This window comes from Streptomyces sp. NPDC089799 (assembly GCF_040684755.1).
Lineage (GTDB): Bacteria > Actinomycetota > Actinomycetes > Streptomycetales > Streptomycetaceae > Streptomyces.
Genome location: NZ_JBFBGR010000067.1, coordinates 1 through 13,090, shown reverse-complemented (window position 1 = coordinate 13,090; position 13,090 = coordinate 1). Strand labels below are relative to the sequence as shown.

Here is a 13,090-nt window from a genome sequence, read left to right as displayed (position 1 = left end):
AGAGCGCGTCCGCGGTCTCCTGGACCAGCGGGTGGCCGTGGTCGATGGTTTCGTCCGCGGCAAGGTAGGCGGACACCGTCCAGGCCGGGGGCCCCCTCCCATCGGTCCGCGCCGGCCCGGCCGGCTCCGGCTCAGCCGAACAGCTCGGCCAGCGCCTCCATGTCGATCGGCACCGGCGGCAGGCGGAAGCCGGCCGGCGGCTCCACGCCCAGCAGGTTGCGCACCAGGAAGTCCCAGCGCCGCTGGGTCACGTAGTGCTCGTAGCCGAAGTAGATGTGGTCGGCGCCCGGCACCAGGACCAGGTCGAAGTCCTTGCCGTGCTGCACCAGGCGCTCCGCCAGGCGCAGCGTCAGCTGCGGGGAGACCCGGTCGTCCAGCCCGCCGTGGATCAGCAGCAGCTTGCCCTGGAGGCGGTCGGCGATCCCGATGTTGGAGACCTCCGCGTAGTCCGCCTCTCCGACCGGGCCGTGGTAGCCCTCGCCGAGACCCGGCTCCAGCGCCCCGAAGTCGTGCATGCCGGACTCCGCGACACCCACCGTGAACACCTCCGGGTACCGGAGCAGGGCGCGGACGGCCGCGTACCCGCCGGAGGACATGCCGGTGACCCCGACCCGCTCCAGGTCCATCCACGGCCGGGTCGCCGCCAGTTCGCGCAGGGCGGCCACGTGGTCGGCGAGTCCGCAGGCGTCGCCCAGGTTGCCGTACGAGGCGTCGTGGAAGGCCTTGCTGCGGCCCGGCGAGCCCTGGCCGTCCACGGCGATCACCACGAAGCCCAGGGCGGCCAGCGCCTCGGCGTCGTAGCCGTAGTGGCCGGGGTCGAAGGAGGGGCTGACCCGGTTCGCGGTCGGCAGGCCGTACGGGGTGTCGAGGACCGGGTAGCTCTTCTCCGGGTCGAAGCCGAGCGGCTTGTAGAGCAGGCCGTGGACCTCGGTGGTGCCGTCGGCCGAGGTGACCGTGAACGCCTCCGGGCGGCTCCAGCCGGCCTCCTCCAGCAGCGAGATGTCGGCCCGCTCCAGCTCCACCGCCACCGCGCCCGTCCAGTCCCGGACGGTGATCACCGGCGGGGTGTCGGAGGCCGAGGCCGAGTCGAGGAAGTACGCCCCGGACGGCGTGACCGTCACCTCGTGGTCGAGGTCGTCCCCGGTGATCCGGGCGAAGCCGGAGCCGTCCAGGTTCACCCTGCACACCGACCGGCGGTACGGGCTGCCCTCGACCAGCCCGGAGGCGGTGAAGTAGAGGACCCGCTGCGCCTCGTCGACGTGCAGGATCTCCTGCACGCCCCAGGCGCCCGAGGTGACCTGGGTCGCGGTGCCGTCCGCCGCGTGGAGGTAGAGGTGGCCCCAGCCGTCGCGCTGCGAGTACCAGAGGACCTCGGAGCCGCCGGAGAGGACCTTCACCAGCGGGGCCGCCAGCTGCTGCTGGGAGGGCTCCACCCGGGTCCCGCCGGTCTCCGTCACCAGGGTGGTGACCTCGCCGGAGGCCGCGTCGAGGCGGTGCAGGCTCAGGGTGCGCTGGTCCCGGGTCCGGTGCAGGTAGTAGACGGCGGAGCTGTCCTCCGCCCACCAGGCCCACTTCTGGAAGACGGGCGACATCATCGACGCGCCGACCGGCTCCGCCTGCGCGAAGGTGGCGGTGCCCGCCTCGACGTCCAGGACGACGTACTCGGCGAGCGGGACCGCCTCGTCGCCGGGGACCGCGAACCGCGGGGACAGCAGGGCCGGTTCACCGCCGCCGGCCGGGGCCGCGTCCACCAGGTGGGTGCGGCGCACCCCGGTCTGGTCGGTGCGGTGCGTGAGCACCTTGGTGGCGTCCGGCGACCAGGACACGGCCGGTGGGAGGTGCGGCAGGCCGATCTTCCCCAGCAGTGTGGAGTACATGAGGTAGTCGGGGTTGGCGCCGTAGTCCTTGTCCTCGGTGCCGTCGGAGGTCAGCGCCCAGTCCCTGGAGCCGTCCAGCGCCAGCGCGCGCAGGTCGTGCCCGGCCCGGTAGACGGCGTGCTTGCCGTCCGGGGCGGGCACCGCGAGCGGGTTGCCCGGTGCGGCCCCCTCCGCCTTCTCCACGGCGTAGTGGTCCAGGCGGCACCGCCAGTGCTCGCCGAAGGCGTCGAACTCCACCGCGTCGGCCGTCGGCACGATCGCCGGGAACGGCAGCGCGGCCGCGTCGACTTCCTGGCCCGAGGCCTCGGCCAGGGCGGCGGCCAGGCGCTCGTGGTCGAAGGCGGGGGTGCGGGAGCCCGTGGCCGGGTCGGCCAGGACGAAACGCTTCCCCTCGGCGGTGGCGACCGCGTACCAGAACCGGCTGCCGTCCTCCAGCCAGCGGGGCTTCACTTTGTCACCCCGCACGAGTTCCTTGCGGTGGTGCCGCAGGAGCCGCTCCGCCGTCTGATAGGCCCGCAGGTCGATTTCGTTCGAGTGCATCGGTGGTGTGCCCTTCCTCAAAGGTGCTGAACGGGGGTGTCGAACGGGTCGGCCGTCCCGGCGACGGGACACCGACAGGAGATGTATAGAAGCTTCGTAGAACCGAATGTCACCTTGGATTCCGGATCGGAAATCCGTTCCGGAACCAGGGCATGTGACACGTGAACCGAGGTGCGTGAGTGGGTACGGGGAATCACGGGAACGTCGTGATCGTCGGCGGCGGAATCACCGGCTGGATGGCCGCCGCATATCTGAGGGTGGCACTCCCCGGCCGGATTTCCGTGACCCTGCTCGAAAACGGTTCCGCGGAACCCCGTTGTGACGAGTCGACGTCCGCGGACATCCGCCGGTATTTCGACTTCCTCGGCCTGCGCGAAGAGGAATGGATGCCCGCCTGCGGCGCCACGTACACCATGGCCGTCCGCTTCCAGGACTGGAACCGTCCCGGGCAGCACTTCTACCACCCGTTCGAGGAGGTCCGCTCCGCCGGCGGATTCCCGCTGACCGAATGGTGGCCGACGAGCGGCCCCAGCGGCCGTTTCGACCGGGACTGCTTCGTCACCGCCGCCCTGTGCGACGCCGGCAAGGCCCCGCGCCGGCTCGACGGCGGCACCCGGGTGTCCGGGCGACAGGACACCGGGCAGATCCCGTACGGCTACCACTTCGACGGCGCCCGGCTCGCCGGGTACCTCGCCGCCCACGCGGTCCGGCAGGGCGTACGCCGGCTCCCCGGCGAGGTGCTGGAGGTGCGCACCGACGATCGCGGCGGGATCGGGGGAGTGGTGGCCGCCGGGCACGGAGAGATCGCCGGCGACCTGTTCGTGGACTGCACCGGCTTCCCCGGGCTGCTGCTGGGCCGGGCCCTCGGCGTCCCCCACGTCTCCTACCGGGACGCCCTGCCCAACGACGGTGTGGTCGGCCTGGAGGTCCCCGCCGACATGGGGGCGCGCGGCATCGCCCCCTACACCACGGCCACCGCCGTCGGCGCGGGCTGGATCCGCACGGTCCCGCTCCGGGACCGGTTCGGCATCGAGTACCTGTACGGGAGCGAATACTGCTCCCCCGAGGAGGCCGAGCGGGTGCTGCGCCGCGCGGCCGGTCCCGAGGCGGCCGGGGCCGGGGCCCGGCACGGCCGGCTCCGGCCGGGCCGCGCCCGGCAGGCGTGGAAGGAGAACTGCGTGGCCCTCGGGGCGGCGGCCGGCTCCGTGGAGCCGCTCGCCTCGACCGGCGCCTCCTTCGTCCACCACGCCCTGGAGGAACTGGTCGCGCACTTCCCGGAGGCGGGCTCCGAACCCCGGATGCGGGACGCCTTCAACGCCTCGGTCGCCCGCGTGGCCGACGAGGCCCGCGACTTCCTCGCGCTGCACTACCGGGCCGCGGCCCGGGAGGACACGCAGTACTGGCGGGACGCCAAGACCCACCGGGTGCCCCCCGCGCTGGCCCGGCGGATCGCCGGCTGGACCGGCCGGGCCCCGCTGCCGGAGGCCGGCCCGGCCGTGGCCGGCCCGCGCGGGCTCACGCCGGACGCGTACGCCTGCGTGCTGCTGGGCACCGGCGGCCTCCCGCTCCGGTCCCTCCCCGGCGCGGCCGGGGCCGACGACGGGGTGGCGCGCAAGGAGTTCGCCGCGGTCCGGGAGGACGCCCGGTCGCTGGCCGGCATCCTGCCCACGCAGGGGGAGTACTTCTCTCAGATGGTCGCCTGACCGGCGCTCCGATCCGTCCACGGTCAGTCCCGGGAGGCGGCGAGCGGACGGTGCAGCACGGGATCCGAGGCGAGGATCGCCCGGTGCACCTCGCGCAGCCGCCGGCCGGGCTCGACCCCGAGGTCGGCGGCGAGCATCCGGCGGCCGCTGTCGTAGAGGGCCAGCGCGTCGGCCTGCCGGTCGCAGCGGTACAGGGCCGTCATCAACTGGGCGCGGAAACGTTCGTGCAGAGGGTGCCGGTCGACCAGCCGGGTCAGCTCGGGCAGCAGCTGCGGGTGCATCCCGACCGCCAGGTCGGCTTCGATCCGCCCGGCCAGCACCGACATCCGGGCCTCCTCGACCGGCGGCCCCTCGGCCGCCGCCAGCGGCTCCGACACATTGGCCAGCACCGGCCCGCGCCACAGCGACAGCGCGGAGCGCAGCAGCCCGGACGCCTCCCGGTGCCGGCCGGACACCAGGGCCAGCCGGCCCTCGGTGGCACGCCTGCGGAACTCCGCCAGGTCGAAGGAGTCCCCGTCGCCGGGGTCCAGCAGGTACCCGTGTGCGCGGCGGACGATCCGCGCCCGCGGGCCCAGCGCCTTACGGATCCTCGAGACATGGGTGTAGATCTGCGCGTTGAGCGTCCTGGGCGGGCGGTCGCCCCACAGGAACCGGCTCAATTCCGCGTCGGGGACCACAGACCCCTCGGCCATGAGCAGGGCGGCCAGCACCGTTCGTTGTTTGGGACCGTCCAGCGGAATTTCAGTGCCGTCCTCCCGCACTTCCACGGGTCCCAGAATCCCGTATTCCATCGAAACACCCTCACAGCTCCGCATCGACGTCCTACGAGATAAGCCGGGGAAAGGAACGCTGTCCACGGACTCCGGTCCCGTTCCCGAAGTCGGCCGGCCGTCCTGTCGGCAGGACAGGCGAGGACACGGCAGTGCACGGCAGCACACGGAGGGATTGCACTTGACTCCCCGGCCGCGTCCGAACGAGGGTGTTGAACGGTCGAGGGCCGAGTAGCGGACACCGTTATCGCTCCTGCGACTTCGCGCCATGGGGGAGCGTAAGGTTCTGGCCGACAGCGTCGCTGTCGTTCTTCGGACGCGGAATTTCCGGCCGCGCGCAGGGGTGTCGACCCGCGCGGTGTGACACCGGACCGCGCTCTTCCCGATCCAGAAACCTTCGCCGGAGCGAGGAGTACCCAGCAGATGCTGCCGTTGGACAATCAGGAACTGGTCCCCGAAACGCCGTACATCTGGCGCGCCAAGCGCCCGGAGCAGACCCACCGGTTGATCTGTTTCCCGCATGCGGGCGCCGGCGCGGCCGCCTACCAGGAATGGGTCCCGCTGCTCCCGCCGCAGATCGAGCTGGTCGCCGTACAGCTTCCGGGCCGTCAGAACCGCATCGCGGAGGAACCCTTCACCGAGGTCGCCCCGCTGGTCACCGTGCTCGGCCACGCGCTGCGTCCGGTCCTCGACGGGCCGTACTCCTTCTTCGGCCACTCCGGCGGCGCCTCCCTGGCGTACGAGCTCACCAGGGCGCTGCGGGCGCGCGGCGCGCGCGGCCCCGAGCAGCTGTTCCTGTCGGCGCAGCCCGCACCGGGCGAGAGCGGGCTGGCCCGCCTCCACGACCTGACCGACGAGGAGCTCACCGCCGAGGTGGTCTCGCTGGGCGGTGTCGACCCGGAGATCGCCGAGGACGAGGACGTCATGGAGTCCCTCCTCTTCACCCTGCGCGCCGACTTCGCCCTGTGGGAGCTCCACGAGCACGTGGACGGGCCCCCGCTGGACCTCCCCATCACTGCCCTCACCGGCAAGGAGGACCCGCGCGCGCCCCTGGAGCACGTGGAGCGCTGGCGCGACTTCACCACCGGAGCCTTCGGCACCGAGCTCTACCCCGGCGGCCACTTCTACTTCCTGGAGGAGCCGGCCGACGTGGTCGCGCACATCGCCGGCCGGATCCTGACCCCCGCCACCCACGGGAGGACCGCATGACCGCGCACGACCTGCTCGGCGAGGGCGCGCTCGACGCCGTCACCGCCGCCGCCAAGACCGTCCCCGGTGTCTACGACGCGGTCGCCGTGGCCCGCAAGGGCATGCGCGCCGACGGCTCCGCGGCCGCCGCCGCCCCGGCCGCGCCCGCCCCGGCGCAGACCCCGGCGGCGCCGGCCGCCGAGGCCCCTGCCGAAATCCCCGCAGATCTCACCGCCGATCTTCCGGCCGGGCCCCCGGCCGAGCTCTACGGCGGCGACCTGCACATCCCGGCCGGTGCCCCCGCCACCCTCCAGGAAGCCCTGCGCGCCGCCGCCGAGCAGGCCCCGGACAAGGGCACCGTCTACCTCGTACCCGACGGCGAGGACGTCCACCAGAGCTACCCCGAGCTGCTCGCCGACGCCGAGCGGGTGCTCGCCGGCCTGCGCGCCGCCGGCCTCGCCCCCGGGGACGCCGCCCTGTTCGTCTTCCAGGACAACAAGGAATACCTGACCGCGTTCTGGGCCTGCATACTCGGCGGTTTCATTCCGACACCGGTCGCCGTGGCCACCTCGTACACCAAGCCCAACGAGGTCAACCGCAAGCTGCTCGGCGCCTGGAACCTGCTCGGCCGCCCGGCCCTGGTCACCGACTCCGCCACGGCCGGCGCGCTGGCCGGCGTACGGGAGCTCTGGGACGAGCCGGACGTGCGCATCCTGACCGTGGAGTCCCTCTCCGCGCACGAGCCCGACCGGGACTGGTACCCGGCCACCGCGAGCTCCCCGGTCCTCAACCTGCTCACCTCGGGCAGCACCGGCGTCCCCAAGTGCGTGCAGCACACCCATGCCAGCGTGGTGGCCCGGGAGTACTCCGTCATTGCGCACTGCGGTCTGACCGGCGAGGACGTCAGCCTCATCTGGATGCCGTTCGACCACGTCACGGTCGCCTTCTACAACGTCCGCGACGTCTTCCTGCAGTGCCGCCACGTCAACGCCCGGACCAGCCACTTCCTGGCCGACCCGCTCCAGTGGCTGGACTGGATCGAGCGCTACGGGGCGACCAACCTGTGGGCGCCCAACTTCGCCTTCTCGCTGCTCAACGAGCGCGCCGAGGAGATCCGCGCGGGCTCCTGGGACCTCTCCTCGCTGCGCGAGATCGTCAACGGCGGCGAGCCGGTGGTCGCCGCCACCACCCACCGCTTCCTGGAGCTGCTCGCCCCGCACGGCCTGCCGGCCGACGCGATGGTCCCCGCCTGGGGCATGTCCGAGACCTGCTCCGGCGTGACCTACACCCGGCAGAGCCGCGAGGACCGTGCCGCGGGCACCGTCGCCATCGACCCGGCCACCCTGGGCGGCGCCATCACCCACCTCGACCCCGCCCACCCGGACGCCGTGGTGCTCTCCCGGGTCGGCAGCCCCATCCCCGGGGTACGGCTCCGGGTGGTCGACGAGCACGGCGCGGTGCTGCCCGAGGGCCGGCTGGGCGAGCTGTGCATCACCGGCCCCACGATCATGCACGGCTACTTCGCCAACGAGGAGGCGAACGCGGAGGCGTTTGACTCCGACGGCTGGTTCCGCACCGGCGACCTCGCCTTCGTCCACGAGGGCGAGCTGGTGATCGCGGGCCGCAAGAAGGACCAGATCATCGTCCGCGGCATCAACTACATGGCGCACGAGCTGGAGAGCGTCGTGGAGCGGGTCGACGGGGTGCGGGTCACCTTCTCGGCCGCCGTCGGCGTCCGTGAGCCCGGGGCCGGCTCCGACGACCTGGCCGTCTTCTTCGTGCCGGCGAGCCGGAACGCCGCCGAAGTCGCCCGGACCATCGAGGAGGTCCGCGCGGTCCTGGTCCGCGAGGCCGGGGTGCTGCCCGACCTCGTGGTCCCGGTCACCGAGGAGGAGTTCCCCAAGACCAGCAACGGCAAGATCCAGCGCGCCGCGCTGGTCACCGCCCTGAAGTCCGGCGCCTTCGCCGACCGGCTGGCCGGGGCCCCGGCGGAGGAGCCGGAGACCGGGAACACCTGGCTGTTCGGCCGCCAGTGGGTGGAGGTCCCCGCCGCCGCTCCGGCGGCCGCCGCGGAGACCGCCCCGGAGACCTCCGGCACCACCCTGGTGATCGGCGCCGACCAGGACGTGAAGTGGCTCGGCATCGAAGGCCGGCTGGTCCACGCCCGCCCCGGCGCCGAGTACTCCGAGGACGCCCCGGACGTCTACCGGGTCCGCGCCGAGGACCGCGGCGACCTGCGCCGCCTGCTGGCCGAGGCCACCGCCCGCCACGGCGACATCGCCAACGTGGTGCTGGCCCTGCCGATGCTGGAGCGCGCGGGCACCGCCGGGTCCCGCGTCGGCGCCGCCACCGACCGGTTCACCGCCCTGCTCTCCGTCCTCGCCGAAGGCGAGTTCGGCCGGCCGCTGTTCCTCGTCGTCACCTCGGGCGCGCTCTGGGTCCAGCAGCACGACACCGTCGACCTGGGCGCCTGCCACCTGCCCGGCCTCGTCCGGACCGCCGTCTCCGAGGCCGCGCCGCTCGCCGTACGGCAGCTCGACCTCAACCCCTGCCCCATCGACTGGGCGCCCGCCGTCCGCGCCGAGCTGGCCGACCGGACCCGTACCGGTGTGCTGGCCGCCCGCGACGGCAAGCGCCTCCAGCCGAAGCTGGTCCCGCTCACCGGGGGAGCGGAAGGGACCCCCGTTCCCGCCACCGCCGCGCCCGGCCTGCAGCCGGCCGCCGGCGGCCTCTACCTGATCACCGGCGGCCTCGGCGGGATCGCCCACGACATCGCCGCCTACCTGCTCGCCGCCTACGGCGCCCGCCTGCTCCTGGTGGGCCGCTCGCCCGCGTCGGGCGAGAAGGCCGCCCGGCTCGCCGAGTTGTCCGCCCTCGGGCAGGTGACGTACGAGCAGCTCGACGTGGCGGACGCGGACGCCCTCCAGGCCGCCGTGGCCGCCGCGGAGGCCCGCTGGGGCCGCGCGCTGGACGGCGTACTGCACCTGGCCGCGGCCGACCCGACGGACCAGTGGGCCGAGCTGGAGAAGCACACCCTCGCCCACGAGACCCGCGCGACCTTCGACCGGCAGTACGCCGCCAAGATCCACGGCACCCTGGCCCTGTCCACGGTCCTGGACGGCCGGCCCGGCGCCGCCCTGGTGCTCTTCGGATCCGTCAACGGAGAATTCGGCGGACATTCCTTCGGCGCCTATTCCGCGGCGAATTCCTTCCTCGCCGGATTCGCCGACCACTGGCGCCACGAACGCGGCCGCGCGGTGCTCTGCCTGGCCTGGAGCATGTGGTCCGGAATCGGCATCAACGCGGCGCAGAGCTCGGCCGCCGCCGAAGCCCGCGGATACCGCACCATCGACCCGGACACCGGCCTCCGCCTGTTCCTGGAATCCCTCGAATCCGACCGGCACTACCTGGTCGTCGGACTCGACCTGAAGAACCAGACCATCGTCGGCGAACTCGTACCGCAGACACTGCAGGTGACGGAAATCCTCGTCGCCTACACGGGTGACGGCGCCGAACCTGACGCCGTGCGTGCCGCTGTCGCGGAAAGTGTGGAAAGCTTCTCGGTACCGGTGCGGATCACCGAGGTGCCGCGCATCCCGAGGGACGCCTACGGAGCGGTCGACACCGCCCGGCTGCTGGTCGACGCCGCGGCGGACAAGCCGGGCCGTACGTACACCGAGCCCGCCACGGAGCTCGAACGGAACCTCGCGGAGATCTGGTCCGACGCCCTGGGCCGCACGGATATCGGCCGGGACGATTCCTTCTTCGAACTCGGCGGCAATTCACTGCGAGCCACCCGGCTCCTGGCCCTCGTCGGCAACAAACTCGGATTCCGGGTGACGACCCAGGAGCTCTACGAAATGCCGACCGTCGCGGGAATGGCCGCGACGATCGAACGACACACGACGGACTGACCCGAACCCCAATCCGTCACCAGTGGTGTCCTGCTGACCCAACGCCACGTTTGCGCAGGACGATTGATCGAGGAGTAGACGCTAAATGATCCCCTTGTCCTTCGCCCAGCGGCGCCTGTGGTTCATCGACCGGTTCGAGGGGCCGTCGGCGACCTACAACATTCCGTTCCTGCTGCGGCTGGACGGAACGCTCGACCGGGACGCCCTCACCGCAGCGCTGCGCGACGTGGTCATCCGGCACGAAAGCCTGCGCACCGTCTTCGTCGTCGACGAGGACGGTGTGCCGGCCCAGCACGTCGTGCCGGCCGGACAGCTGGACCTCGACATACCGGTCCTCACCGTGGACGACCGGGACGGCGTGGACGCCGCCGTCACCGCACAGACCGGCCACCACTTCGACCTCGCCACCGAGATCCCGGTGCGCGCCCACCTGGTGACCGCCGCCCCCGACGAGCACGTCCTCGTCCTCAACATCCACCACATCGCCGCCGACGGCGAGTCGATGCTCCCGCTCACCCGCGACCTGGCCGAGGCGTACACCGCCCGGGTCCACGGCGAGGCCCCCGACTGGGAGGAACTCCCCGTCCAGTACGGCGAGTACACCCTGTGGCAGCGCGAGATGCTGGGCGAGGAGAGCGACCCCGACAGCGTCATCACCGAGCAGCTCGGCTACTGGCGCCAGGAGCTGGCCGGCGCCCCCGAGCAGCTGCGCCTGCCCCTGGACCGTCCCCGCCCCGCCGTCATCAGCCACCGCGGCGACATGGTCGACTTCGCCATCGACGCCGAACTGCTGGAGGCCGCCGAGGCGCTGGCCGCCGCGCACGGCGCGACCACCCCGATGGTCATGCAGGCCGCCCTGGCCGTCCTCCTCCACCACATGGGCGCCGGCGAGGACATCCCGCTCGGCGCGACCATCGCGGGCCGGGTCGACGAGGCCCTGGTCGACCTCGTCGGCTTCTTCGTCAACACCTGGGTGCTGCGCACCGACCTGACCGGCGCGCCCTCCTTCGGCGAGGTCCTCGACCGGGTCCGGGACAAGGCGCTCGCCGCCTACGACAACCAGGACGCCCCCTTCGAGCGCCTGGTGGAGATCCTCAACCCGGAGCGCTCCACCGCGTACAACCCGCTGTTCCAGGTGATGTTCACCTGGCAGAGCAACGACCGCATCACCCTGGACCTGCCGGGCGTCACCGGTGTGCTGGAGGCCGTCCCCACCCACACCGCCAAGTTCGACCTGGAGTTCAACTTCGCCGTCGACCCGTCCGACGGCAGCATGCGCTGCGTCCTGGAGTACGCCACCGACCTGTTCAACCGCGGCACGGTGGAGAACATCGGCGCCCGCTTCCTCCAGGTCCTGCGGCACTTCGCCACCGGCCCGGAGCGCCCGGTCGGCGCGGTGGACGTCCTGCTGCCCGGCGAGCGCGAGCTCCTCGCCGGCTTCGCCGACACCGCCGCCACCACCCCCGAGCTGACCGTGCCCGAGCTGTTCGAGCAGCAGGTCGCCGTGGACCCCGACGGGACCGCCGTGGTCTTCGGGGAGGAGTCCCTGACCTACCGCGAGCTGGACGAGCGCGCCAACCGGCTGGCCCGCGCCCTGCTGGAGCGGGGCGTGCGGCCCGAGTCGCTGGTGGGCCTGGCGCTGCCGCGCTCCGCCGACCTGGTCGTCGCGATGCTCGGCATCATGAAGTCCGGCGCCGCCTACCTGCCGATCGACCCGCGCTTCCCGAGCGCCCGGCTCGCCCTGGTGCTCTCCCAGGCCCGTCCGGCGCTGCTGCTCACCGACGCGGCCACCGCCGCCGGGCTGCCCGGACACGACGCCCCCCAGCTGTTCCTGGACGACCTCGACCTGGACGCGTCCGACCCGGCGCCGGTCGCGGTGCCGCTGCGCCCGGACAACCTGGCGTACGTGATGTACACCTCGGGTTCCACCGGCACCCCCAAGGGCGTGGCGATCACCCACCACGGCGTGGTCAACGGCGTCATGCGGCTGGCCTCGGTGGTCGGCGTCGGCCCCGGCTCGAAGATGCTGGCCGGCACCTCCATCAACTTCGACGTCTCGGTGTTCGAGATCATCACGGCGCTGACCTCCGGCGGCAGCGTCGAGGTGGTCCGCGACGTGCTGGAGCTCGGCGAGCGCGGCAGCTGGTCGGGCGCGGTGATCAGCTCCGTCCCGTCCGTCTTCGCCGAGGTGCTCGACCAGATCACCGGCAAGACCGAGGTGGACACGCTGGTCTTCGCCGGCGAGGCGCTGCCCGCCTCGCTGATCACCCGCGCCCGGGAGGCGTTCCCCGGCGTCCGCGTGGTCAACAGCTACGGCCAGACCGAGTCCTTCTACGCCGGCACCTTCACGGTGGAGGGCGCGGACGACTGGGACGCGGCGAGCAGCGTGCCCATCGGCGAGCCGCTGGGCAACATGCGCGCCTACGTCCTGGGCGCGGGCCTGACCCCGGTGCCCCCCGGCGTGGTGGGCGAGCTCTACGTCGCCGGTGTGGTCGGCCGCGGCTACCACGGCCGCGCCGGGCTCACGGCGGAACGTTTCGTCGCCGACCCGTTCGGCCCGGCCGGCTCCCGGATGTACCGCACCGGAGACCTGGCCCGCTGGAACGCCGAAGGCCGCCTGGAGTACGCCGGCCGCGGCGACGCCCAGGTCAAGATCCGCGGCCTGCGCATCGAGCCCGGCGAGATCGAGGCCGCGCTGACCGCCCACCCGGGCGTCGCCCAGGCCGTCGTCACCGTCCACGAGCGGGCCGGCAACAAGCAGCTCGTCGGCTACGTCGTCCCGGTCGGCACGGTCGCCACCGAGGGCACCGCCGAGAGCATCGGCGACCTGCACGTCGACCTGACCGCCGGCGTGTCCATGGCGGAACTCCGCAAGTTCGTCGCGGCCCGCCTCCCCGAGTACATGGTCCCGTCCGCGTTCGTGGTCCTGGACCGGCTGCCGCTCGCCCCCAACGGCAAGCTGGACCGCTCCGCCCTGCCCGCCCCGGTGTTCAAGGGCGAGACCTACCGGGCCCCGTCCAACGAGGTCGAGGAGACCCTGGCGGCCGTCTTCGCCGAGGTCCTGGGCACCGACCGGGTCGGTGTGGACGACGACTTCT

The 13,090-nt window shown here is 72.8% G+C and carries 6 protein-coding genes; 4 read left to right on the top strand and 2 right to left on the bottom strand.

What is annotated here, in order from left to right:
- Window positions 1-131: 131 nt before the first annotated feature.
- Window positions 132-2,417, bottom strand: coding sequence for a DPP IV N-terminal domain-containing protein (locus AB0O36_RS36520; protein ID WP_365118198.1), 2,286 nt, complete (start codon window positions 2,415-2,417; stop codon window positions 132-134).
- A gap of 179 nt (window positions 2,418-2,596) precedes the next feature.
- On the opposite strand from AB0O36_RS36520, the gene AB0O36_RS36515 reads away from it, so the two are divergent.
- Window positions 2,597-4,120, top strand: a complete 1,524-nt coding sequence (locus AB0O36_RS36515; RefSeq protein ID WP_365118195.1) for a tryptophan halogenase family protein — start codon at window positions 2,597-2,599, stop codon at window positions 4,118-4,120.
- A gap of 23 nt (window positions 4,121-4,143) precedes the next feature.
- Here the strand turns inward: AB0O36_RS36515 and AB0O36_RS36510 are convergent, their stop codons facing one another.
- Window positions 4,144-4,911 (bottom strand): AfsR/SARP family transcriptional regulator, encoded by a 768-nt coding sequence (locus tag AB0O36_RS36510; protein WP_365118192.1) that lies wholly within the window; start codon window positions 4,909-4,911, stop codon window positions 4,144-4,146.
- Window positions 4,912-5,313: 402 nt separating this feature from the next.
- Here AB0O36_RS36510 and AB0O36_RS36505 point away from each other — a divergent pair, with 402 nt between their 5' ends.
- The 3 genes from AB0O36_RS36505 to AB0O36_RS36495 all read left to right on the top strand — a co-directional run.
- Window positions 5,314-6,099, top strand: a complete 786-nt coding sequence (locus tag AB0O36_RS36505; protein ID WP_365118190.1) for an alpha/beta fold hydrolase — start codon at window positions 5,314-5,316, stop codon at window positions 6,097-6,099.
- Entirely contained in the window at window positions 6,096-9,992 is a 3,897-nt protein-coding gene (locus AB0O36_RS36500) for an SDR family NAD(P)-dependent oxidoreductase (protein ID WP_365118188.1), read from the top strand. Before AB0O36_RS36505 ends, AB0O36_RS36500 begins: the two co-directional genes overlap by 4 nt.
- 85 nt (window positions 9,993-10,077) lie before the next feature.
- Window positions 10,078-13,090, top strand: a 3,013-nt coding sequence (locus tag AB0O36_RS36495; protein WP_365118185.1) for an amino acid adenylation domain-containing protein, incomplete at its 3' end; no start/stop codon positions are given.

Excerpts from the sequence above, each read along its gene's own strand:
- AB0O36_RS36520 (WP_365118198.1), bottom strand. The coding sequence starts at position 2,417 with ATGCACTCGAACGAAATCGACCTGCGGGCCTATCAGACGGCGGAGCGG.
- AB0O36_RS36510 (WP_365118192.1), bottom strand. The coding sequence starts at position 4,911 with ATGGAATACGGGATTCTGGGACCCGTGGAAGTGCGGGAGGACGGCACT.
- AB0O36_RS36505 (WP_365118190.1), top strand. The coding sequence starts at position 5,314 with ATGCTGCCGTTGGACAATCAGGAACTGGTCCCCGAAACGCCGTACATC.
- AB0O36_RS36500 (WP_365118188.1), top strand. The coding sequence starts at position 6,096 with ATGACCGCGCACGACCTGCTCGGCGAGGGCGCGCTCGACGCCGTCACC.